Raw genomic sequence first — 23,324 nt, 5'->3', positions numbered from 1 at the left:
CATGCGGGCCGGGGTTTTTGCTTGTTGGTGGGCACGGGGTGCCCATCCTACGGTGCCGCCAACACGTAGGGGGGGGCTCCCCGAGCCCACGACGCACCTGTCTAAATTGGCCAAGCCAATTTCATCTCCGGTCCAAATTTAATTCAACTGGCCCGACCAATTTAAATGTTCCCGTGCTAACATTTCCCGACCTGGCGGCCCGGCATCCGGCCAGGCACCGCCATGGCTCATCGGGAATAACAATGAAAACGACTACAATCTTGGAGACCCTGGTCCTGGCAGCCCTTGCCAGCGGCCAGGCACAGGCAGCACCGCTTTCCCTGCAAGACGCCCGCATCACCGCCACCTACAACGGCAGCGCGGCCGACGTCCTCGGACTCGACCACCTGTTCGTCCAGGAACCCGGCAGCAACACCAGCACGCTCGACCCGACCGACAGCGGCGTCGAATTCCTCACGGCCGACTTCCTGTTCGGCTTCGATTTCGCCAAGGACGGCATGCTCACGATCTACGAGAACATGCCCGTCCCCACCGGCGACTACGAGCTGACCTTCGACTTCGGCGCGACGCTCCCCGCCGCCATCGCGAGCTTCACGCTGCTGGACGGCGGCGCGGCCGACGGCGTGCCCGGTTTGAGCATCGTCGACGGCCACACCATCGCCGTCGACCTGGGCGGGCTCGCGTGGCATGGCGACTACGGTTCGATCACGGCGCGGATCGGTGCCGCGGACGTCCCCGAACCCGCGGTCCCCGCCCTGCTGCTGGCCGGCGCCGCCGGCCTCGCATTCAGCCGCCGCCGCGCCTGAGCCACCGTCTGCCAAGGAGACATCCATGAGATACGCACGTATCGGGGCGGCGCTCGCGCTCGCCGCGCTCTGCCTTACCGTCAATGGCGCCACCGCCGCCACCGATCCGGCCCGCGCCATCGCGCCGCCCGACGGCTGGGCGAGCCAGGGCGGCGGCACCATCGCCGGCGCCAACGCCACCACCGACCAGATCTACACCGTGACGAACCGCGCGCAGCTGCTCGCGGCCATCGCCAACGGCGGCACGACGCCCAAGATCATCAAGCTGTCCGGCCTCGTCGACATGACCGATGGGAAGCCGTACACGAGCACCGCCGACCAGTCGGCGCGCGGCGCGATCCGCCTCAAGAACAACACGACCCTGATCGGCGACGGCGCGAATTCGGGCCTCGTCAACGGCCACATCATCCTGTCGAACGTCAGCCAGATCATCATCCGCAACCTCAAGATCCAGAACCCGTGCGACGTCGGCCCCGTGTGGGACCCGACGGACGGATCGACCGGCAACTGGAACGCGGCCTATGACGCCATCGGCATCTCCGGCTCGGACCACGTGTGGATCGACCACAACTCGTTCACCGACGCGCCGGTCACGGACAACTTCCTGCCGATCGAGAACGGCCACGTGAAGCAGTGCCACGACGGCGCCGTCGACATCACCAACGCGTCCGACTACGTGACCGTGTCGTACAACGTGTTCGGCGAGCACGACAAGAACAACCTGGTCGGCTCCAGTCCTACCGCCACGGCGGACGAAGGCAAGCTGCGCGTCACCTTCAGCAACAACGTGTTCCGCGCGATCCAGTCGCGTGCGCCGCGCGTGCGTTTCGGCCAGGTCCACCTCTTCAACAACTACTACGTGGGCAGCAAGACGGCCGACGTGTACAAGAACAGCTACAGCGTGGGCCCCGGCGCGAATGCGAAGATCCTGTCGAACGCGAACGTGTTCGAGATCGCGGGCGCCAGCGGCTGCGACAGCGTGGTGAGGAATCCCGGCGACGCCACGGCCGGCACCTTCAAGGACACCGGCTCCCTGCTGAACGGCGCGGCGCTGGGTGCATGCGCCGTGTCCAGCGCGACGACGTGGACCCCGCCGTATGCCTACACACCCCGCCCCGCCGCGCTGGTCAAGGCGAATGCGCTGGCGCAGGCCGGTGGCGGCAAGCTGGCGACGGCGATCACCGGCACAGGTAAAACCACCATCGACACGGGGCCCACCCTGAACTGCCCCGCCACCGGCCTGTACTTCTGCGACGATTTCCAGTCCGGCAGCACGGCCAAGTGGAATTTGCTGCCCTTATCTACGCCGACCTCCGGCCCGAACGGCACGTTCGGCGTGACGGAAGAAGCCGCGGGCAGCGCCAGCAAGGTGCTGCAGTACACGGCCGCGACGACGGGCGGCGTGCTCGCGCTCGTGAAGCCGGACGCGTTCGGCGGCGTACCATCGAACGACTATTACGTGGAAGCGCGCATCCGCCCGATGGCCAACGGCACGACCGGCAACAAACAGCTGTACCTCGTCGCGCGCTACGTCGATGCGGCCAACTGGTATGGCGCGGGCCTGAACGTCCAGAACAGCACGACGAGCACCCAGGTCGAGATCGCGCGCATGCTGAACGGGACGCTCAGCCGCCCGAAACAGGTCAAGATGCCGATCGCGATGGATGCCCAGTTCTACACGGTCCGTTTCGAGATGATCGGCACCACGCTCACGGTCTACCTGGACGGGAAGAACCTCGGCAGCGTGACCGACGCGTCGTTCGCGCAGCGCGGCCTGATCGGCCTGTACACGGCCAATAAATCGTTCCAGGTCGACGACGTGCGCGTGGGCGACCCGCGCCAGAAACCCGTGCAGTTGACGCTCGATCCGGCCGCGACGACTTACACGGCCGAAGCGGGCGACGCGCCTTTGCATGTCGCCGTCACCGCCGTCACGGCAGACGGCACGGCCGACAGTTTTACCGTCGCGTCCAGCAATCCGGCCGTGGTCAGCGCGAACATGAACGGCAACACGGTCACCCTGACGCCGCTGTCCGCCGGCGCCGCCAGCATCGTGTTCACGAGCGGCTCCGAACCGGGCCTCACGCGCACGATCGCGGCGACCATCGGCGCCCAATTCGTCCAGCCGACCCAGACGTATCCGCTGCAGGGCGCCAGCAGCCCGGCCGCGCAGGCGGGCGCCGTCAACGTCGACACGGTGTTGACACTGACGTTCGACAGCCCGCCCACGCTGGGCGCCAACGGCAGCATCCGCATCTTCGGCAAGGCCGACGATGCCCTGGTCGACGTGATCCGCACGAGCGGCGAAACGGATGCACTGGGCTACCCCGGCCAGGCGCTCGTGCGGCGCGTGAACACGGCGCCGATCCGCATCGACGGCGACACGGTACGCATCGCGCCGCACTCGGGCAAGCTCGCCTGGGGCACGGAATACTATGTCGCAATCGCCGACGGCGTGTTCACGAATACCACGCTGGGCGGCCTGCCGTTCGTCGGCATCGGCAAGCTCGGTGGCTGGTCGTTCACGACGAAGGCGGCCGCGCCGACCTCGAGCAACGTCACCGTGGACGACGACGGCAGCGCCGATTTCCGCACCGTGCAGGGCGCGCTGAACTACGCGATGCAGAACTTCGCGAAGACGGCGCCGGTGACGATCGCCGTGAAGAACGGCACCTACGACGAGCTGCTGTACCTGAACGGCAAGGACAACGTCACGCTGAAGGGAGAGAGCCGCGACGGCGTCGTGATCCGCTACACGAACAACGAGACGCTGAACCCGGGCACCGGGTCGAGCCAGGCGCCGACGGTCGCCGGCTCGCCGGCGGGAGGACGCGCGGTGATGCTGGTCGAGAACGCGGACATGCTGGTGCTCGACACGCTCACGATCGACAACACGACGCTCCGTTCGGCCTCGATCTCGGGCCAGGCGGAGACGCTGTACTTCAACAGCGACACGCGCCTCGTCGCGAAGCACGCGAACTTCACGAGCGAGCAGGACACGCTGAACCTGAAGGGCTGGGCGTGGTTCTACGACACGCTCGTCGCGGGCAACGTCGACTTCATCTGGGGCGGCAGCCACGCGGCCCTGTTCGAGAACAGCGAGATCCGCAGCGTGGGCGACAGTGCGAACGCATCGAGCGGCGGCTACGTGCTGCAGGCGCGCGTGCCCGTGGCGACGGACATCGGCTACGTCTTCCTGAACAGCGCGCTGACGCACGGCCCCGGCCCCGGCCCGAACCACGGCGACGTGCCGGCCGGCGCGACGTATCTGGCGCGCAGCCCCGGCACGACGGGCACGTGGGACAACGTCGCCTTCGTGAACTGCCGGATGGATGCCCACGTGGCGCCGGCCGGCTGGGCGGGCCAGGGTGTCAATAACCAGCCGGCGCCGAATCCGGCCGTGGCGAGCGCGGACGCGGGCTGGCGCGAGTACGGCAGCACGACGCTGGCCGGCACGCCGCTCGACCTGCGCACGCGCGTGGGCGGCTACGTGCTGTCCGATGCGGACGTGGCGAACCGTTTCGCGACGCGCGCCAGGGTCTTTGCGGCCTACGGCGGCGGCGCGGGGTGGAACCCGCAGCCGTGATCAGGGCAAGCCCTGCACGTAGCCCTCTTTCGGATAATCGATGACGTAGTCGACGTCGAACCTGGCCGTCTCGTTCGGCTTCAGCGTGCGCGTCCAGCCGACCAGTCCGCGCCGCTGCTCCCAGTCGCGGACGTCCGGCTCCGGACGCAGGGCCGTCTTGACGGTCACCTTGTCCGATTCGCTGACGGGCGTCGGTTCGAGCACCAGCACGTCGATCGGCTGGCGATGGGTGCTCGTCACGACATACGTCTGCGCGATGCGGCGCTGGTTGGCGCCGTTGAAGAAGCCCGTCTGGCCCGACTTGCGGTCGCGGTCCTCGACCTTCACGCGCACGAGCGGGTCGCGCCCGAACGCCAGCCGGAAGCGCTCGCCCGCCTGCGGGTCCCAGCGCAGCGCGCCGACATAGGTGCCGTCGCGCTGCAGCTGTACCTGGCCGGGCAGCCAGACGCCGTCGGGCCGCGCCGCCTGCGCCGTCAGGACCGCCGCATCATTGCCGCTCCGCGGCGCGACCAGGACGCGCTGCTCCGCCTTCAGGGTCTGCCGCGACAGGCTGACGGCGATCTCGCGGCCGTCCGATGCCAGGGTGACGCGGGCCGGCACCTCGAACTCGGTCGTGAAATTTCCCTGCGATTCCAGGATGGGGGCGATGTAATCGTCCGCCCTGGCGGCGGGCGGTGACGGGGGCGCCGCGGGTGCCGGTGCCGGCATGGCGCGGAACATGGCAGTGGTGGGGGCGACGATATTCTCGGTGGGCGGCTGGTAATCCAGCAGCCACGGCATCGGATCGGGCGCGGACACGACGAGGCTCGGCTGACCGGTCGACAGGCGCAGCTTCACATTGGTCCAGTCCTCGCCCGTCTTTTGCGAAATGGTCGCCATCCGTTCCAGGTCGATGGTGGACGCGCTCGAATCCAGCGCGGCGCGGTACGCCGGCTTCCAGCCCGCGCGGTTGACCTGGTAAGTCAGCACGATCTTTCCGCCCTGCCGGGCCGCCACCTGCACCGTGATCGTCCGGCCGGCACGCGCGCCGGCGCGCGCCTGCGCGAGCTCGCGCTGGGCCGCGTCGAGCTGCTTCGTCAACGCGCGCTTCTTCGTCTCGTCGTTGCGCACGCGCTCGAGCGCATCGAAGGCGCCCTTGCGGATCGCGTCCAGCGTGCCGGCCAGGTTCTTCGCATCGACCGGCGCGGGCTTGTCGCCGCCCGTGCCCAACTTCTCGAGATAGCCTTGCACGATCTGGGCCGACTTGATGTCCGCATCGATCGCGGCGACCTGGTCCTGCAGCGCCTGTACCTTCGCCTCGAGGTCCGCCTCGCGCGCGCTCGGGCTGTCGGCCCGCGCCTGGTCGCGCGTGACGACCTGCCCGACCTGGATCCCGGCATCCGCCTGCAGCCGGACGGTGTCCTTGTCGAAGTTGGCGGGCAGGCCCGTGATCTCGACCTGCGTCGCGCCGGCCGCCACCTGCGCGACGCGCTCCACCGTGGCGCTGCCGGGGTACAAGGTGACGCTCTGGATGGGGGCTTCGGTTGCCGCGGCGGTCGCTACCGCGGCGGTCGTCACTGCGGCGGTCGTCATCGCGAATGCCAGTCCGACTGGCCATGCCTGCTTGAATTCCATGATGTTTCCTTCGGGATTGAACCCGCCGAGCTTAGCAAATGGCGCCGTGGGAAAAGCCGCGAAATGTAACGATGTCAACTATCATCTTATGACAACGTTGTTGTTGTACAATTTCTTTTGCGACAAGTCGCGCACTTCACTCTCCGGGAGATCACACCATGTTTCGTAAATGTTTCGCCGAATTCCTCGGCACGTTCTGGCTCGTGCTGGGCGGCTGTGGCAGCGCCGTGCTGGCCGCCAAATTCGCCGACGTCGGCATCGGCCTCGCGGGCGTCTCGCTCGCCTTCGGCCTGACCGTGCTGACCGGCGCTTATGCGTTCGGTCCCGTCTCGGGCGGCCATTTCAATCCGGCCGTCACGGTCGGCCTGTGGGCGGGCGGCCGCTTCCCGGCGCGCAATATCGTTCCGTACATCGTCGTGCAGGTATGCGGCGCGATCGCGGCAGCAGCAGTGCTGTATGCGATCGCGAGCGGCAAGCCGGGCTTCGACCTCGCGGGCGGCTTCGCGTCGAACGGCTATGGCGAACACTCGCCGGGCGGCTATTCGCTCGGCGCGGCCCTCGTCACGGAACTCGTGATGACGTTCATGTTCGTGCTGATCATCCTCGGCGCGACGCATACCCGTGCGCCCGTGGGCTTTGCCGGTCTCGCGATCGGGCTGGCGCTGACGCTCATCCACCTCGTCAGCATCCCCGTCACCAACACGTCCGTCAACCCGGCCCGCAGCACGGGCCAGGCGCTGTTCGTCGGCGGCTGGGCGGTCGCGCAACTGTGGCTGTTCTGGCTCGCGCCGCTGGTGGGCGGCGTGCTGGCCGGCGCGGTGTACCGCATCCTGCTCGAACGCGACGAAACCGAGCCGGCGGTGGAAGGACGTCCGGTCCGCACCTGAACGCCGGACGCACACGGCGCACAGGCGGGCTGCTGCACGATTTTTCTGGCGGCCCGCCGCGCGGCACCTAGAATGGTGAAAGCGTCACGCCCCGCGGGCGCGGTGACGTGGCGCCCTCATCTCGGGAGGTTGCCATGTATCGTAAATGTCTCGCCGAATTCATCGGCACATTCTGGCTCGTGCTGGGCGGCTGCGGCAGCGCCGTGCTGGCCGCCACATTCCCTGACGTCGGCATCGGCTTCACCGGCGTCGCGCTTGCCTTCGGGCTTACCGTGCTGACAGGCGCCTACGCGCTCGGTCCGGTCTCCGGCGGCCACTTCAATCCGGCCGTGACCGTCGGTCTCTGGGCGGGCGGCCGCTTCCCCGCCCGCCAGATCGGCCCGTACATCCTCGTGCAGGTGGCCGGGGCAATCGCAGCGGCGGCCGTCCTGTACGCCATCGCGAGCGGCAAGCCGGGCTTCGATGCGGCGGCCGGCTTCGCCGCCAACGGCTATGGCGCGCACTCGCCCGACAACTACTCGCTGGGGTCGGCGCTGATCACCGAAGTGGTCATGACGTTCATGTTCGTACTGATCATTCTCGGCGCGACGCACACGCGGGCGCCGGTCGGGTTTGCCGGCCTCGCGATCGGGCTGGCGCTGACGCTGATCCACCTGATCAGCATCCCCGTGACCAACACGTCCGTCAATCCTGCCCGCAGCACGGGGCCCGCGCTGTTCGCCGGCACCTGGGCGCTCGCGCAGTTGTGGCTGTTCTGGCTCGCGCCGCTGCTGGGCGGTGCATTGGCCGGCATGTTGTACCGCGCCGTGCTGGAACGCGAGGTGTCCGAGCCTGCGGTGGAGGGCCAGCCGGACGTAGGGCTGCGGCCGGCCCATCGCTGATCAGCGTGCGGCGTTCCTGCGTACGACGATCCCATCCTTCATCACGAACACCGGCCGCTCGGTGACCGTGATGTCGGCGATGGGATTGCCGGGAACGGCCACCACGTCCGCCAGCTTGCCCGCTTCCAGCGTGCCGACGCGCTCAAACGTGCCCAGCAGGCGAGCCGCGTTGGCGGTACCGGCCAGCAGCGACTGCGCGGGCGTCAGCCCGTTCTCGACCATGTAGCGGAATTCGCGCGCATTCGTGCCGTGCGCGCCGACGCCGGCGTCCGTCCCGAGCGCGATCGGCACGCCGATCTGCACGGCGTGGCGGAACGTCTGGCGCAGGTGCGCCGCGGCGGCGCGGCCCTTTTCCGCGATCACGGGCGGGAAAGTGGCGATCTTTTCCTCGACGTGCGCGATGGCGGAGATCGTCGGCACGAGATAGACGTTTTTCGCCTTCATCGCGCGCAGCGTGTCGTCCTCGATGAAGCTGCCGTGCTCGATCGAATCGACGCCGGCCGCCACCGCCATCTTCGCCGCCTTGTCGCCATGCGCATGCGCCGCGACCTTGCGGCCCCACGCGTGCGACTCGCCGATCACGGCATTCATTTCGTCCTGCGACAGCTCCGGTGCATCGACGGGATCCGACAGCGACAGCACGCCGCCCGACGGCATGAACTTGATGACGTTGGCGCCGTACTTGATCTGGTAGCGCACTGCGGCGCGACACTCTTCCGGCCCGTTGCACACGCCCTGCAGCGGCCCGGCCAGCGGCAGTTTATGCGGCGGAATCGGGTCCTGGTCCGCATGGCCGCCGGTGGAGCCGACCGCATAGTTCGACACGAGCATGCGCGGCCCCGGCACCTTGCCCGCGTCGATGGCGTTGCGCAGGCCAAGCGCGACCCAGTCCGTCGAGCCGACGTCGCGTACGGACGTGAAACCCGCCTCGAGCGTGATGCGCGCGTAATAGGCGCCGTACAGCGCCTGCTCCGCCGGGAAGCGCATCATGTTGTCGAAGAAGTCGCCGTACCAGTTGTCGCTGCCCTGGCCGGACAGGTGCACGTGGGCGTCGATGAAGCCCGGCAGCAGGGTCGCGTCGCCCAGGTCGATGACCTCGGCGCCGACCGGCACGTCCGCCTTGTCGACTTGTGCGATGCGGACGATCTTGTTACCGACGATGGTCAGCTGGGGATGCTCGACGAGCTTGCCGCTGGCGCCGTCGAACATGCGCGCGGCGCGCAGGACGACGGTGTGTGAGGTCGCCGGTGCGGCGTCGGCCGCGCAGGCGTTAATGGCCAGGAGGGAGAGGACGGCGGTGAGGATGCGGGTTGGTATTGTCATTGTGGGCAGCTCATCGGTAGGAAAGCGCCGATGTTACGCCCAGGGACTCCCATTAACAACGTGATCGCATGCCGCACCGCGGCATATCACGCCTGCTTGCGGCGGCGACGAATGAAGGCGATGGCGCCGGCACCCAGGCCGAACGTCGCGATGCCGGCCGGTTCCGGCACGGCGTTCAGCTGGTCGGTGCTGGCGAACGTGGCGTAGGCGGCGGCATTCGCGGCCTTGAACTGGGCCTGCATGGCGCCGTCGCAGCAGTCTTCGATGCCGTAGATCTTCAGGACGTGGTTGCCCGCCGCAAGATTGAGCGCGCCCTGCAGGCTGCCGTTCGCCGCGCCGTAGGTGTTGGCCCACCACATGTCGTGCGTGTTGTAGGCGAGGGCAACGCCGTCGACGAACAGGGCGCCGCCGAAGCCGAAATCGACGCCGGTGCGGAAGTTCCACGTGCCGGCCTGCGCTGCGGTGACGCCGAAATCGATCGTGGACTCGAAGGCGTAATTGCTGATCCCGCCGAAGTAGTTCTTGACCGCCAGGTTGTCGTACACTGCGACGGACTTGCTGCCCTTGTACGCGGCGGGATTGGCGATGGCGGCATCCACGGCCAGCTTGTATGCAGCCGCGTTTGCCTGTGCCGCGGGCGACGTGGTCGCCACCTGTACGGTAATGACGCTGGCGTTGGCATTGAGGGCGAAGCTGGCAAGCAGGGCAAGGGCGAGTCGGGAGCGCGCGTTCATCGCAGATTTCCTTAATTTTGTCTAACTTAGATCAATATATCATTCCAAAAAGAACTTTGTCATTACAAAAAGGAATCTTTGTTGTTTATTTATTACTTAGCGTCAATACGACGCAACATGACCGGCCTTCGTCCATGACGCCACGCTGCCAATCGGTTGCCGCGAACTTTTTGTGATCAGTTCAATCCGCCCCGCCGCGCCGCGTGCTTGCCCAGCGCGGCCAGATCGAGATCGGCATCGCCCTGCGCGACGGCATCCTGCAGGGTCGACTTCAACGTCTCGCCGAATGCCAGCGGCAAGCCCTTGCCCTGCCCCGCCTCCAGCGCGAGGCGCACATCCTTCAGGCCCAGCGACAGTTTGAAGCCGGCCGGCGAATAGCGCTCCCCGGCGATCATTCCGCCATAGCCCTTGTACACGGGCGAACCGGCGAACAGCGTGCTGGTGACGAGGTCAATGAAATCCGCGGCCGGCACGCCGTGGGCACGCGCCAGCGCGGCGCCCTCGCCCGTCGCTTCGATCGCGCAGGCGAGCATCAGGTTGCACGCGAGCTTGATCGCATTCGCCTGTTCCGGCTCGCTGCCGAAGCGCCACGTCTTTTGTCCCATCAGGTCGAACAGGGGCTGCACGCGCGCGATCAATTCGTCGCTGCCGCCGGCGAGGATGTTCAGGTTGCCCGCTGCCGCGACGTCCACGCGGCCCAGCACCGGCGCGGCGACATAGCCGACGCCGCGCTCGACGTGCAGCGCCGCCATCTCGCGCGCGAACGCGACGGAGACGGTGGACATATTGACGTGGATGCTGCCGGGCGCCATCGCGGCCAGCACGCCGCCGTCCAGCAGCACGGCGCGCGTCGCGTCGTCGTCCGCGAGCATGGTGAAGACGACGTCGGCGATGCCGCACTCGGCGGGCGTCGCGGCCGGCTTCGCGCCAAGCGCCGCCAGCGCCTGCACGGGTGCGGGGCTGCGGTTCCAGACGTGGACGGGCTGGCCGGACTTCAGCAGGTTGGCCGCCATGTGGTGGCCCATGCTGCCCAGGCCGATGAATGCGATGCTCATGCGTGTTCCTTATTCGAGTGTCTGCCCGCTATGGGCCAAACCGATATTAAACCAGCATGAGGCTGACGACGTCGCAACACGCGCGTTCAACAGAACAATCTCCACGCCTGTTTATGTTATCGTTAACCATTATAACTCTATATACATATCCACCATAACTCAGCCATATAGATGTTGTTGCTCAATCAATATCTCGCAGTTTTGCGAGACCACGGGCAAGGCGACGGGGACGCCCGGTACGCCCTTGAACGTGACAGTCCCGGCGCACGATGTCGCGAGGCTGAGGTGTCGCCGGTTAATGATGTTCACTCATGAAGGGGTACCGATGAAAATCAGTTCTGGAGAAGAGTTTATGGGCATCCGACACATCCTCGCGACACTGTTCCTGGCAAGCACCGCCGCGCTGCCGGGTCATGGCGCGGCGCAGGTCATCGGTTTCACGCATCCGGGCGCGCCGCTCACCGTGTCCGATCTCGCGACGCTCAAGTCCTACGTCGACCAGGGCAGGCAGCCATGGAAGTCCGGCTATGACCAATTGAAGGCCGATGGCAAATCGCAGTCCACCTACGTCATGGCGGGTCCGTTCGCGACCGTGAGCCGCAGCCCCGACGTGAATCTCTGGCCATGGCGTAACGACATGATCGCTGTCTGGAATCTGTCGCGGATGTGGTATTTCACCGGCAACGACGCCTACGCGAAGAAAGCGCACGATATCCTGATCGCGTGGGCGACCAACCAGACGGCGTTCTCGGGCGGCGAGTCGATGCTCGACCTGGGCGACTACGCTTACAGGTTCGTGGGCGGCGCGGACATCCTGCGCGGCACCTGGTCGGGCTGGACGGCCAGCGACACGGCCACGGTCAAGGCATATTTCGCCAATGTCCTGATTCCGGCGTCGAACCCTTACGGCGAAAACATGTTCGGCGCCGCCAACAAGGGCGCGCTGGCCCTGAACGCGCTCGGATTGATGGCCATCTTCAATGACGACACCGCGTTGCTGAACCAGGTCGTTGCCCAGACGCGCACCCTCGCCCACATCGGCCTGCGCAGTTCCAACGACATCGGCATGCTCGGCGATTCCTTGCGCGACCAGGGGCACGCCCATGGCCAGCTGTTGTCGCTGTCCATGCTCGCCGAAGCGCTGTGGAAACAGGGTATCGACGTCTATGCCGATCTCGACGAGCGCCTGCTGGCGGCAGGCGAATATTTCGCACGGGTGAACGAGCTCGCGCCGACGCCGTTCCTCCCGTTCGGCACCACCGACGCCTACTACATCGCCGACAACACGAACCGCGGATGGGGCGGCGGGAACATCGCGCTCAATGTGATCCATGGCGCCTACGCGGTCCGCAAGGGCAGGCCTGCCCCCTACATCGCGCAGCGGCGCCTGTGGATGCCGGTGGACAGCACCAGCTTCATGTTCATGAAGGAGGTCGACACCTCGACGGCCGCGCCCGCGCCGGCGCTCGCCATTCCCGCGACGGCCTCGATCACTTCGGGCTTGAATGATATCGATATCGGAAACAGCACCCCGGCCGGCACGTCCTCGTACGCCAACGGTAAATGGACCGTGGTGGGCGCAGGCGCCGACAGCTGGGGCACGGCCGATGGCGGCCACTTCGCCTACAAGGCCCTCACCGGCGACGGCGCGATCATCGCGAAAGTCGAGACGATCCAGAACACCAGCCCGTACGCCAAGGCGGGCGTGATGATGCGCACCGGCCTGGCCCAGGGAGCGCCGCGCGCCACGATGCTCGTGACGAACCAGGTCAAGGTCGAACAGAACATGCCGAACCTCTCTGTTTACGGCGGCACGAACTATGGCAACAAGGCCCTGCCCATCGCGAACACCGTGCCCTCTTACTGGGTGAAGCTCGAGCGCATCGGCAACATGATCACCGGCTACGTGTCGCCCGACGGCACCAACTGGGCCGCCACCGACGTCGGCCGCATCGACGGCACGCTGCCCGCCACGATCTATGCCGGCCTGGCGGTCGTCTCGCATGCCAACGGCACGCTGAACACCTCCACCTTCAGCAACGTCCAGGTCACGGGCGGGAATGGTGGCGCGCCGGCCGTCATCCCGGCCGCGCCCGCCACGCTGCTGGCCGAACCCGGCGACGGGGCCGTTCCGCTGCGCTGGCAACAGTCCTTCGGTGCCACCAGTTACACGGTCAAGCGCGCCACGTTCAGCGGCGGCCCCTACACGACCATCGCTTCGGGCGTCACGGACGGCAGCTACACGGATAATTCGGTGAGCAACGGCATGACCTACTACTACACCGTCACGGCGGCCAACAGCGCCGGCACGAGCGCCAATTCTCCCGAGGACAGCGTCACGCCGGTGCATCCGCTGACGAACGTGGCCACCGGCGGCAGTGCCACCGACGGCGCCAACAACGCGGCCAACGCCGGACTGGCCTTCGACCGGAACTCGGCGACGAAATGGCTCTACGGGGCCCCGACCGGGTGGCTGAAGTACGACCTGGGCCACACGGAGACAGTCCTGCGCTACACCGTCATCAGCGCCAGCGACATGGCCCCGCGCGATCCGAAGGACTGGCAGTTCCAGGGCTCCAACGACGGCGTCGGCTGGACGACGCTCGACGCGCAAAGCAACCAGGTGTTCGCCAACCGTCTCCAGCCGAAAAGCTACCCGGTCGCGGGGGGAGGCGCGTATCGCTGGTACCGGCTCAACATCACGGCCAATAATGGCGATACCGCCTCGACGGCGCTGTCGGAGCTCGGGCTGTTTGCGGCGAAGCCGTGAGACGCGGCAGGCGTCCTGCTTAAAGAAGACCGGGACGCGCAGTCCCGGTCTTTTCATCGCGTAGCGCCGACCTTTGCTATGCTCCCTTGCATCGAACATCGTCCCGGAAAGTCCGAGCATGGGCATCGCCATCACCGCCTGCGCGTTCCTGCTGATCGCCACGACCGTGATCCACTACGAGGTGCTGCGCCTGATGACGGCCGCGCTGCCCGCATTGCGCATCCCGCCGCGCATGCGGCTCGTGTTCGTGATCGTCGGCGCGTTCGGCGCGCACTTCATCGAAATCCTGCTGTACGGCCTCGCCTACTACCTGCTGGCGACGCGCTTCGGCGTCGGCCACATGGGCGACCCCGGCCCGCTGCCGTTCACGCGCTGCCTGTATTTTTCGGCCGAGACCTACACGACGCTGGGCTACGGCGACGTGCTGCCGCACGGCGACCTGCGCCTGCTGGCGGGCATGCAGGCGCTGAACGGGATGCTGCTGATCGGGTGGACGGCGTCGTACACGTATTTGTCGATGGAGCGGTTGTGGGATGACACCGGGCGTCGCCGGCCAAAGCATTGATTCTGCAAATCAACGGCATCATGGGCGAGTCGCAAGACGACAAGCATAAAGACTGTCGTGCCGCCGGGGTGATGCGCTGTTACACACTTAGCGGCGATCGTGCATCCACGACAGGGCGCCGGGCACCGCCGTCCGCTCGCCGCGCATCGCCACCAGTAGTTCATCCCGCGGCACGCCCTTCTCCAGTCTGGCGAGCCAGCGCGTGGCCCACGCGGCGTTTTCCGGATCCCACTTGTTGCGCGCCAGCGTATTGAACACCTGGTACGCGCCGGCGGCATCGCCCAGCCATGCATGGGCCAGCGCGGCCGCGCGCGCGAACGCGACGACGTCGTGCCCGTGGCGCCATGCGTCGATCGCCCTGCCGATCTCCTTGTCGGCCGGCGCCGTGTCCATGAGCGCGATGCGGAACAGCGCATACGACACGTCGGGCGCTTCCGGCGCCAGCAGGGCGGCTTCGGTCAGGCTCGCGCGCGCCGCCGCCAGCTGGTCCTGCCTGTCGGGGCCAGCGCGGTCCGCCAGCTTCGCATGAGCGAGGCCCAGCAGATACTGCGGCTCGGGGTCGTACGGATCGTTCCCGACGGCGCGCGTCAGGTAGGCGATGGCATCGAGCGGATCGCCCCATTCGACCTGGGCACGGGCGAGCGTGATCTGGGCGAAATCGACGGCGGGCGCCTGCGCCGCCTTCTGCTGCACGCGCGCCAGCAAGGTCTTGCCGGCGGCGGGCGCGGGACACGTCTTCAGCGCGGCGTTGTCGAGCACGAACCCGGCCTCGATGCGGCTCAGGCGGGTGAATTCGATATGGGCCCGGGGCAGGTCGGGCACCTCGACCTGCAGGATTTTCATGGACGCCTGGCGGTAACGCCACATCGCGACGTCGAGCTCTTGTCCCGACAAGCCGAAGACGTCGGCAAACGCGTCGGCGGAATCGCTGCCTTCGTTGACCCGTTCGAGATACTTACCCATCTTATTGCGGTTCTCCTCGGACGACAGCATGTAGTGCACGAGGTTGAACGAGCGGGCGAGAAATTCCCATTGCCGGTAATACCCGTTCGTGCCGACCTTGAACATCCCGGGCACCGTTCGGTCGTGCAGGACGTCGTCGAACCGCAGCCGCCTGGTCCGGCCCTCGTCGATCTCCTGTAGCAGGTTGTAGGAGGTGCCCGCATCGCGGCCGACCAGCATCTGGTCGTCGGTGAAGCGCATGCCGCCGAAATACGCATCGAAGCCGGTAAGGAACCATGCGGGCGCGCGGATGCGGGTATGGCGGTACAGGAACGTGTCCGCGTACACGACGAAGTTCGTCATCAGCGTGTAATCGTCTTCCGGACGAAGCAGCGACGCATTGTCCAGCTTCCAGCTCTTCGCCTGGCCGAACGTGAACGCGAGCGTCCCGGATGCGCAGCGGCTGGTCAGGCTGGTGGTGGAGCCGTCGACCGCGCCGATCTCCGGCGGCAGGTCCGGCCGGGCCTGGAAGTACAGCGTGAGCTTGGGCAGCGCCTCCCGCCCGTCCAGGAACGGCTTCAGGTACAGGCGCAGCACGGCGTCGAGCCGCTCCAGATTGTTGACCAGTTCGATGACGTCATCCGGGTCGTCGTTCGAATACACGATCAGGTGCTGGCTCTCGATCCGGAACCATGCCGACGGATCGCGCACACCCTTGACGACGACCGTGGACGGATCGTGCCTGCCCCTGACGACAACCTTCGCGGGCTCGCTCCCGGATGCATGCGCAGGCATGAGCGCGATTGCCGCGAGCAAGGAAACGACGTGTTTGCAGTTGGCCATGCGCGTCTTTCTTTTTTGAGTGGGGACGGACAGCGACAACCAACATAGCAGATGGCCGGCCGGTAGAAATGCGCACATTCCCACGACAAGACACACGACTGCAAGATGAACTGCATGCCAGTCGGCGTTAATGTTAAATTAATGCCACATTCATCCATATACATACGTAAATCTATTGCCGTACGGCAATATGACTGCGATAATTTAATAGTTTGACGCTCGAACAAAACACTTCGCCTCGCCTCGCCTCGCGGCGAGGCTGCGGGCAAGGCGACGGGGACGCCCGGTATGCCCTTGAACGTGACATTGTCGGGGCGCGCCATCGGCGCGCCGTTTGGATGTTCATTAATGAAGGCTACCGATGAAAAAAAACTCCAGGATGTTTGCTCGAACCAGTCTGACCGCTGCGCTGCTCATGTTGAGCACCGCCATGCTCCCGGGTGACGGCGTGGCGCAGGTCACCGGTTTCACGCACCCGGGCACGCCCCTCACCGCCGCCGATCTCATGACGCTCAAGTCATACGTCGCCCAAGGCAGGCAGCCGTGGAAGTCCGCCTACGACCAGCTGGCGAACGACGGCAAGGCCAGGCTCACCTACGTCATGGCGGGTCCGTACGCGACCGTGAGCCGCGCCCCCGACGTGAATCTCTGGCCATGGCGCAACGACATGGTCGCGATCTGGAACCTGTCGCGGATGTGGTATTTCACCGGCAACAAGGACTACGCGAAGAAGGCACACGACATCCTGATGCAGTGGGCGACCGTCCAGACCGGGTTCGCGGGCCGCGAATCGATGCTCGACCTGGGCGATTATGCCTACATGTTCGTGGGCGGCGCGGATATCCTGCGCGGCACCTGGCCGGACTGGACGGAGGCCGACACGGCCACGGTCAAGGCATATTTCGCCAATGTCCTGATTCCGGCATCGAATCCGTATGGCGAGAACATGTTCGGCGCCGCCAACAAGGGCGCGCTGGCCCTGAACGCGCTCGGTCTGATGGCCATCTTCAACGACGACACCGAGCTCCTGGACCGGGTCGTCGCCCAGACCCGCACGCTCGCCCACATCGGCCTGCGCAGTTCCAACGACATCGGCATGCTCGGCGACTCCCTGCGCGACCAGGGGCATGCCCACGGACAGCTGAAATCGCTGGTCATGCTCGCCGAGGCGCTGTGGAAGCAAGGCATCGACGTCTATTCCGATTTCGACAACCGCCTGCTGGCGGCCGGCGAATATTTCGCGCGGGTGAACGAGCTCGAGCCCACCCCCTTCCTCCCGTTCGGCACCACCGACGCCTACTACACCGCCGACAACACGAACCGCGGGTGGAACGGCTGGGGAGGCGGGAACATCGTGCTCAACCAGATTTACAACGCCTACGTCAACCGCAAGGGCATGCAGGCACCGTTCATCGCGCAGCGGCGCCAGTGGATGCCGGTGGACAGCGGCAGCTTCGTGTTCCTGAAGGACGTCGACACGTCGACGGCGACGCCCCCGCCGGCGTTGTCCATTCCCGCCACCAGCTCGATCACCTCGGGCTTTGCCGACGCGGACATCGGGGGGGCCGCCCCGGCCGGCTCGGCCACCTACGCCGACGGCAAATGGACCGTGAAAGGGGGAGGCGCCGAGATCTGGGGCGGGAACGATAGCTGCCACTTCGCGTACCAGGCGCTCACCGGAGACGGCGCCATCATCGCGAAAGTGGAGTCGCTCCAGAACACCAGCCCGTCCGCGAAAGCCGGCGTCATGATGCGCACGAGCCTTGCGAAGGGTGCGCCGCGCGCCTGGATGGCCATTACCAACCGGATCCAGGCCGAACAGAACATGCAGAATCTCGCTGTTTACGGCGGCAATAACTACGGAAACAAGGTGCTCCCCATTGCAAGCTCCACCGCCTCTTACTGGGTGAAGCTCGAGCGCATCGGCAACATGATCACGGGTTACTTGTCTCCCGACGGGACCAACTGGGCCGCCACCGACGTCGGCCGCATCGACGGCCCGCTGCCGGACACGATCTATGCCGGCCTGGTGGTCGCCTCGGTTGCCAACGGCACGCTGAATACCTCCACCTTCAGCAACGTGCAAATCACGGGCGGCGACGGCGGCGCGCCCGCCGCCATTCCCCAAGCGCCCGCCACGCTGCTGGCCGAGCCGGGCGACGGCGCCGTCCCGCTGCGCTGGCAGCAGTCGTCCGGCGCCACCGGCTACGCGGTGCTGCGCGCCACGTCCAGCGGCGGCCCCTACACGACCATCGCGGCCAACGTCACGGGCGGCAGCTACATCGACACGTCGGTGACCAACGGCACGACCTACTACTACACCGTCACGGCGACGAACGCGGCCGGCACGAGCGCCAATTCTCCGGAGGACAGCGTCACGCCCGTGCATCCGCTGGCGAACGTCGCCACCGGGGGCACGCCCAACGACAGTGCGAACAACCCGGGCAACGCGAAGTACGTCTTCGACCAGAACTCGGGGTCGTACTGGTTCTACAAGGGCGTGATGGGTTGGCTGCAGTATGACCTCGGCCACACGGAGACGGTCCAGCGCTACACGGTCATCAGCTCCACCGACCTGGTGCCGCGCGATCCGAAGGACTGGCAGTTCCAGGGTTCCAACGACGGCGTGAACTGGACGACGCTCGACACGCAGAGCGGGCAGGCGTTCGCCTCCCGCATCCAGCAGAAGAGCTACACGATCGCGAGCCCGGGCGCCTATCGCTGGTACCGGCTCAACATCACTTCCAATAACGGCGACAGCACCTTTACGACGCTGTCCGAAATCGGACTGTACGCGGCCAAGCCGTAACGATTCGACCGGCGTAAAAAAACCGGGGCACGCGTGCCCCGGTTTTTCATGGCTTCACGAACTTGAGCGTCATGCGGTCGCTTTCGCCGATCGCCCGGTAGTGCAAGTCAATATGCAGGCTGATTACTTGTCAAAGATATTACCATTCTGTTGTAGTTTTTATGCTACTCTGATTTCGCTTTATTGCTGATACCGTGAATAAATCGTTTCCTACTCCCTGCCAAAGGAAAAATGATGAAAAAGAGATGGATCGTCGTACCGTGCTTCCTGCTGCTGACCACGCTCGGCGCCCATGCCGCCACGCCCGAGCCGCCGCCCAAGGTTGCCGTCGACAGGGCGATGCGCGTGCAAGCGATCGATGCGCTCGTGGCAAAGCTGAACGATCACTACGTCTTTCCCGACAAGGCCAGGCAGGTCGGGACGGTCCTGCAGCAGCGCCAGCGCGAGGGCAAGTACGATGGGATCACGGATGGCGAACAACTGGCAAAACAGCTCACGGCCGACCTTGCCGAGGTCCTTCATGACAAGCATTTGTTCGTGGGATTCGACCCTGGGCTGGTGCCGCCCGACCGTGAAGTCGGGCCGCGCCCCACGACGCTGGCCGAGTGGGAGCGGATCGCGCCCCCTGATGTGCGCCAGCGTATCCTCGCGTCCAGCCTCGGCGTGGAAAAAGTCGATCGCCTGAGCCCCAGGATCGGCTACCTCGACCTTTCCGGCTTCCCGCCGCCTTTCCTCGTGGCCCCAAGATATGCGGCTGCGATGGACAAGCTCGCCGATACCGATGGTCTGATCATCGACCTGCGCAACAACCACGGCGGCACACCGGACGGGGTGGCTCTACTGGTCAGCTATTTCGTCGACGAGCGTACGCGCCTCAACGACATCTGGGACCGCGATACCGGGGTCGCCACGCAGCATTGGTCGGTCGATCAGCTGGACGGCAAGCGCTATGGCGGCAAGAAGCCGGTCCTGATCCTGACGGGTCCCGGCACGATGTCGGCCGGCGAAGACTTCGCCTACACGATGCAGGCGCTGAAACGCGCCACGCTGATCGGCGAACGGACCTGGGGCGGCGCCCACCCGACACGTCCCTTCCGCCTCGGCGACCATTTTTTCGCCGCGATACCCAGTGCGCGCACCATCAGTCCCATTACCCACACCAACTGGGAAGGCGTGGGCGTCGCACCGGATGTCGCGGCGACGCCGGACAACGCGCTTGCCGTGGCAAAGGACATGCTGCAACGCCGGCTTGACGGAACAAATCGACCGTAAAAAAAACCGGGGCACACGGCCCCGGTTCCTTTACGACGTACAACGCTTACATCAACGCTTGCGCGGCGGCGGCAGGTCGGTGCAGACGCCTTCGTAGGCCTCCGCCGCCATGCCGATCGACTCGCCGAGGGTCGGGTGCGGATGGATCGTCTTGCCGATGTCCACGCCGTCCGCGCCCATCTCGATGGCCAGCGCGACTTCGCCGATCATGTCGCCGGCGCTCGTGCCGACGATCGTGCCGCCGATGATGCGGTGAGTCTCGGCGTCGAACAGCAGCTTCGTGAAGCCTTCCGAGCGGCCGTTGGCGACGGCGCGGCCCGATGCGGCCCACGGGAAGTGGCCCTTCTCGACCTTGATGCCCTTGGCTTTCGCTTCGTCTTCCGTCAGGCCGACCCATGCCACTTCCGGATCGGTGTACGCGACCGACGGGATCACCTTCGCATCGAAGTAGGCCTTCTCGCCGTGCGCGGCTTCCGCGGCGACGTGGGCTTCATGCACGGCCTTGTGTGCCAGCATCGGCTGGCCCACCAGGTCGCCGATGGCGAAGATGTGCGGGACGTTCGTGCGCATCTGGCCGTCGACCGGGATGAAGCCGCGGTCGGTGACCGCCACACCGGCCGCTTCCGCGCCGATCTTCTTGCCGTTCGGGCTGCGGCCCACGGCCACCAGCACGAGGTCGTAGACCTGCGCTTCCGGTGCCGGCTGGCCCGCCTCGGCGGCTTCGAACGTGACCTTGATCCCTTCCGGCAGCGCTTCCACGCCGACGGTCTTGGTCTTCAACATGATGTTGTCGAAGCGGGATGCGTTGAACTTCTGCCAGACCTTGACGGCCTCGCGGTCCGCACCCTGCATCAGGCCATCCATCATCTCGACGACGTCGATGCGCGCACCCAGCGTCGAGTACACGGTCGCCATTTCCAGGCCGATGATGCCGCCGCCGATGACGAGCATGCGCTTCGGCACCTGGCGCAGTTCCAGCGCGCCGGTGGAGTCGACGATGCGCGGATCTTCCGGCACGAACGGCAGTTTTACCACAGCCGAACCGGCCGCGATGATCGCCTTCTGGAACGCGACGACCTTCTTCGCGCCGTCGGCAGCCGTCACTTCGATGTGGTTCGGGCTCAGGAATTTACCCACGCCCTGGACGACGTTGACCTTGCGCGCCTTGGCCATGCCGGCCAGGCCGCCCGTCATCGTCTTGATGACTTTGTCCTTGTACGCGCGCAGCTTGTCGATGTCGACGTCCGGCTTGGCGAACGACACGCCGAGATCGGCCATGTGCGCCGTCTCGTCCATGATGTGCGCCACGTGCAGCAGCGCCTTGGACGGGATGCAGCCCACGTTCAGGCACACGCCGCCCAGCGTCGCGTACTTCTCGACGAGGACGGTGTTCATGCCCAGGTCGGCCGAGCGGAAGGCGGCCGAGTAGCCGCCGGGGCCGGCGCCCAGCACCATCATCTCGCATTCGACGTCGACCGGGCCGGTGTAGCTGGCCGCGTTCGGAATGGGGGCTGCCGGTGCCGACGGGGTCGGGTGGGCTGGAGCATACGAATCGGCCGGCTTGTTGGCCGGTGCCTGCTCGGCCGCGGCGGGTGCCGGGGCTGCGGCGGGTGCAGCAGCTGCGCCCGCGCCGGCATCGTCGACGGTCAGCAGCAGCGAGCCTTCGCTCACCTTGTCGCCGACCTTGACCTTCAGTTCCTGCACGACGCCGGCGTGGGTCGACGGGATCTCCATGCTGGCCTTGTCCGATTCGACAGTGACCAGCGACTGGTCGACCTTGATGGTGTCGCCGGGCTTGACCATCAGCTCGATGATTTCGACTTCCTTGAAATCGCCGATATTCGGGACTTTGACTTCAACGGTGCTCATGGGCTCTCCTTACAGCAGCGTCTTGCGCAGGTCGGCCAGGACGTCGGCCAGGTAGGTCGTGAAGCGGGCGCCGGCGGCGCCGTCGATCACGCGGTGATCGAACGACAGCGACAGCGGCAGCATCAGGCGCGGCTGGAAAGCTTTGCCATCCCACACCGGCTTCATCGAGGACTTGGACAGGCCCAGGATCGCGACTTCCGGCGCGTTGATGATCGGGGTGAACGCGGTACCGCCCAGGCCACCCAGCGACGAGATCGTGAAGGTCGCGCCCTGCATGTTCGCCGGCGACAGCTTGCCTTCGCGCGCCTGTGCGGACAGCTCGCCCATCTCGGTGGCGATCTGCGACACGGACTTCTTGTCGGCGTCCTTGATGACCGGGACGACGAGGCCGTTCGGCGTGTCGGCCGCGAAGCCGATGTTGTAGTACTTCTTGAGGATCAGCTGGCCGTTGGCTTCGTCCAGCGACGCGTTAAAGTTCGGGAACTTCTTCAGCGCGGCGACGGAGGCCTTGATCACGAACGCCAGCATGGTCAGCTTGACCGGCGACTTGGCCTTGGCATACGCGGCATTCGATTCGACGCGCAGGTCTTCCAGGTCGGTGACGTCGGCTTCTTCGAACTGCGTCACGTGCGGGATCATGACCCAGTTGCGGTGCAGGTTCGGGCCGGAGATCTTCTTGATGCGCGACAGCGGCTGCGCTTCGGTCTCGCCGAACTTGGAGAAGTCCAGCGACGGCCACGGCAGCAGGTTCAGGCCTGCGCCACCGCCGGCTGCGGCCGGCGCGGCCGTCGGGCCTGCGGCCAGTGCCGACTTGACGAAGCCCTGCACGTCTTCCTGGGTGATGCGGCCCTTCGGACCGGAACCCTTCACCTTGTTCAGGTCGACGCCCAGTTCGCGCGCAAACTTGCGCACGGACGGCGAGGCGTGGGCCGAGGCGAAGCTCGCGGCAGGCGCGGCGGAGGCGGCGGCCGGTGCGGCGGCCGGTGCCGGTGCCGGCGCGGCGGCAGGTGCCGGAGCCGGAGCCGGTGCGGCGGCAGCAGGCGCCGGTGCCGGTGCGGCGGCAGGTGCCGGGGCCGGAGCAGCTTCCGCGCCGCCCGCGGCTTCCTCGAGCAGCAGCACGAGCGAACCTTCGCCGACCTTGTCGCCGACCTTGACCTTCATCTCCTTCACGACGCCCGCATGGCTCGACGGGATCTCCATGCTGGCCTTGTCCGATTCGACCGTGATCAACGACTGGTCGACCTTGATCGTGTCGCCCGGCTTGACCATCAGCTCGATGATTTCGACTTCCTTGAAGTCACCGATGTCGGGGACTTTGACTTCCACAATGCTCATAGTGTGTTAGCTCCGTATTCTTATCGTTAGCTC

Annotated in this window: 15 protein-coding genes; 8 read left to right on the top strand and 7 right to left on the bottom strand. The window is 66.2% G+C overall.

What is annotated here, in order from left to right; all coding sequences use genetic code 11:
• The first annotated feature begins 260 nt into the window (after positions 1-260).
• Positions 261-806, top strand: a complete 546-nt coding sequence (locus ACEN98_RS07005; protein ID WP_413382953.1) for a PEP-CTERM sorting domain-containing protein — start codon at positions 261-263, stop codon at positions 804-806.
• Between the two features lie 25 nt (positions 807-831).
• Entirely contained in the window at positions 832-4,392 is a 3,561-nt protein-coding gene (locus ACEN98_RS07000) for a pectinesterase family protein (protein ID WP_413382951.1), read from the top strand.
• On the opposite strand, the gene ACEN98_RS06995 is transcribed toward ACEN98_RS07000, so the two are convergent.
• On the bottom strand, positions 4,393-6,006 hold the full coding sequence (locus tag ACEN98_RS06995; RefSeq protein ID WP_413382949.1) for a DUF4139 domain-containing protein: 1,614 nt from the start codon (positions 6,004-6,006) through the stop codon (positions 4,393-4,395).
• A 158-nt stretch (positions 6,007-6,164) separates the two neighbouring features.
• Here ACEN98_RS06995 and aqpZ (ACEN98_RS06990) point away from each other — a divergent pair, with 158 nt between their 5' ends.
• Together aqpZ (ACEN98_RS06990) and aqpZ (ACEN98_RS06985) are read left to right on the top strand one after the other, a co-directional pair.
• Positions 6,165-6,893 carry an aquaporin Z gene (gene aqpZ, locus ACEN98_RS06990; RefSeq protein ID WP_413382947.1) on the top strand — a complete coding sequence of 243 codons (729 nt, stop codon included), beginning with the start codon at positions 6,165-6,167 and terminating at the stop codon, positions 6,891-6,893.
• Between the two features lie 134 nt (positions 6,894-7,027).
• On the top strand, positions 7,028-7,774 hold the full coding sequence (aqpZ, locus tag ACEN98_RS06985; protein ID WP_413382945.1) for an aquaporin Z: 747 nt from the start codon (positions 7,028-7,030) through the stop codon (positions 7,772-7,774).
• Here aqpZ (ACEN98_RS06985) and ACEN98_RS06980 read toward each other — a convergent pair whose 3' ends face one another.
• The 3 genes from ACEN98_RS06980 to ACEN98_RS06970 all read right to left on the bottom strand — a co-directional run bounded on the left by ACEN98_RS06980 (position 7,775) and on the right by ACEN98_RS06970 (position 10,886).
• Positions 7,775-9,097 carry an amidohydrolase family protein gene (locus tag ACEN98_RS06980; RefSeq protein WP_413382943.1) on the bottom strand — a complete coding sequence of 441 codons (1,323 nt, stop codon included), beginning with the start codon at positions 9,095-9,097 and terminating at the stop codon, positions 7,775-7,777. It abuts the gene before it with no gap.
• Between the two features lie 86 nt (positions 9,098-9,183).
• Complete coding sequence (locus ACEN98_RS06975; protein ID WP_413382941.1) at positions 9,184-9,831, bottom strand: CCXG family PEP-CTERM protein; 648 nt, start codon at positions 9,829-9,831, stop codon at positions 9,184-9,186.
• Positions 9,832-10,007: 176 nt separating this feature from the next.
• Positions 10,008-10,886: an NAD(P)-dependent oxidoreductase gene (locus tag ACEN98_RS06970; RefSeq protein ID WP_413382939.1), complete on the bottom strand. Its 879-nt coding sequence runs from the start codon at positions 10,884-10,886 to the stop codon at positions 10,008-10,010.
• Between the two features lie 352 nt (positions 10,887-11,238).
• Here ACEN98_RS06970 and ACEN98_RS06965 point away from each other — a divergent pair, with 352 nt between their 5' ends.
• Together ACEN98_RS06965 and ACEN98_RS06960 are read left to right on the top strand one after the other, a co-directional pair.
• Entirely contained in the window at positions 11,239-13,656 is a 2,418-nt protein-coding gene (locus tag ACEN98_RS06965) for an alginate lyase family protein (protein ID WP_413382937.1), read from the top strand.
• A gap of 118 nt (positions 13,657-13,774) precedes the next feature.
• Entirely contained in the window at positions 13,775-14,221 is a 447-nt protein-coding gene (locus tag ACEN98_RS06960; RefSeq protein WP_413382935.1) for a potassium channel family protein, read from the top strand.
• Between the two features lie 87 nt (positions 14,222-14,308).
• Here the strand turns inward: ACEN98_RS06960 and ACEN98_RS06955 are convergent, their stop codons facing one another.
• Complete coding sequence (locus ACEN98_RS06955; RefSeq protein WP_413382933.1) at positions 14,309-15,958, bottom strand: tetratricopeptide repeat protein; 1,650 nt, start codon at positions 15,956-15,958, stop codon at positions 14,309-14,311.
• Positions 15,959-16,436: 478 nt separating this feature from the next.
• On the opposite strand from ACEN98_RS06955, the gene ACEN98_RS06950 reads away from it, so the two are divergent.
• Together ACEN98_RS06950 and ACEN98_RS06945 are read left to right on the top strand one after the other, a co-directional pair.
• The gene (locus ACEN98_RS06950) at positions 16,437-18,815 is read left to right on the top strand and encodes an alginate lyase family protein (RefSeq protein WP_413382931.1); all 2,379 of its coding nucleotides are present in this window, start codon (positions 16,437-16,439) and stop codon (positions 18,813-18,815) included.
• 234 nt (positions 18,816-19,049) lie between these two features.
• Entirely contained in the window at positions 19,050-20,087 is a 1,038-nt protein-coding gene (locus ACEN98_RS06945; protein WP_413382929.1) for a S41 family peptidase, read from the top strand.
• Positions 20,088-20,138: 51 nt separating this feature from the next.
• Here the strand turns inward: ACEN98_RS06945 and lpdA are convergent, their stop codons facing one another.
• Both lpdA and aceF read right to left on the bottom strand, forming a co-directional pair.
• Positions 20,139-21,956 (bottom strand): dihydrolipoyl dehydrogenase, encoded by a 1,818-nt coding sequence (lpdA, locus tag ACEN98_RS06940; protein WP_413382927.1) that lies wholly within the window; start codon positions 21,954-21,956, stop codon positions 20,139-20,141.
• A 9-nt stretch (positions 21,957-21,965) separates the two neighbouring features.
• The gene (aceF, locus tag ACEN98_RS06935) at positions 21,966-23,291 is read right to left on the bottom strand and encodes a dihydrolipoyllysine-residue acetyltransferase (RefSeq protein WP_413382925.1); all 1,326 of its coding nucleotides are present in this window, start codon (positions 23,289-23,291) and stop codon (positions 21,966-21,968) included.
• Between the last annotated feature and the right edge of the window lie 33 nt (positions 23,292-23,324).

This window comes from Massilia sp. CT11-137 (assembly GCF_047302885.1).
GTDB lineage: Bacteria > Pseudomonadota > Gammaproteobacteria > Burkholderiales > Burkholderiaceae_D > Telluria > Telluria orientalis.
This window is presented reverse-complemented; position numbering and strand designations above follow the sequence as displayed.

Excerpts from the sequence above, each read along its gene's own strand:
- ACEN98_RS06975 (WP_413382941.1), bottom strand. The coding sequence starts at position 9,831 with ATGAACGCGCGCTCCCGACTCGCCCTTGCCCTGCTTGCCAGCTTCGCC.
- ACEN98_RS06965 (WP_413382937.1), top strand. The coding sequence starts at position 11,239 with ATGGGCATCCGACACATCCTCGCGACACTGTTCCTGGCAAGCACCGCC.
- ACEN98_RS06950 (WP_413382931.1), top strand. The coding sequence starts at position 16,437 with ATGCTCCCGGGTGACGGCGTGGCGCAGGTCACCGGTTTCACGCACCCG.
- ACEN98_RS06945 (WP_413382929.1), top strand. The coding sequence starts at position 19,050 with ATGAAAAAGAGATGGATCGTCGTACCGTGCTTCCTGCTGCTGACCACG.
- lpdA (WP_413382927.1), bottom strand. The coding sequence starts at position 21,956 with ATGAGCACCGTTGAAGTCAAAGTCCCGAATATCGGCGATTTCAAGGAA.
- ACEN98_RS07000 (WP_413382951.1), top strand. The coding sequence starts at position 832 with ATGAGATACGCACGTATCGGGGCGGCGCTCGCGCTCGCCGCGCTCTGC.
- ACEN98_RS06955 (WP_413382933.1), bottom strand. The coding sequence starts at position 15,958 with ATGCCTGCGCATGCATCCGGGAGCGAGCCCGCGAAGGTTGTCGTCAGG.
- ACEN98_RS06980 (WP_413382943.1), bottom strand. The coding sequence starts at position 9,097 with ATGACAATACCAACCCGCATCCTCACCGCCGTCCTCTCCCTCCTGGCC.
- ACEN98_RS06970 (WP_413382939.1), bottom strand. The coding sequence starts at position 10,886 with ATGAGCATCGCATTCATCGGCCTGGGCAGCATGGGCCACCACATGGCG.
- aqpZ (WP_413382947.1), top strand. The coding sequence starts at position 6,165 with ATGTTTCGTAAATGTTTCGCCGAATTCCTCGGCACGTTCTGGCTCGTG.
- aqpZ (WP_413382945.1), top strand. The coding sequence starts at position 7,028 with ATGTATCGTAAATGTCTCGCCGAATTCATCGGCACATTCTGGCTCGTG.
- aceF (WP_413382925.1), bottom strand. The coding sequence starts at position 23,291 with ATGAGCATTGTGGAAGTCAAAGTCCCCGACATCGGTGACTTCAAGGAA.
- ACEN98_RS06960 (WP_413382935.1), top strand. The coding sequence starts at position 13,775 with ATGGGCATCGCCATCACCGCCTGCGCGTTCCTGCTGATCGCCACGACC.
- ACEN98_RS06995 (WP_413382949.1), bottom strand. The coding sequence starts at position 6,006 with ATGGAATTCAAGCAGGCATGGCCAGTCGGACTGGCATTCGCGATGACG.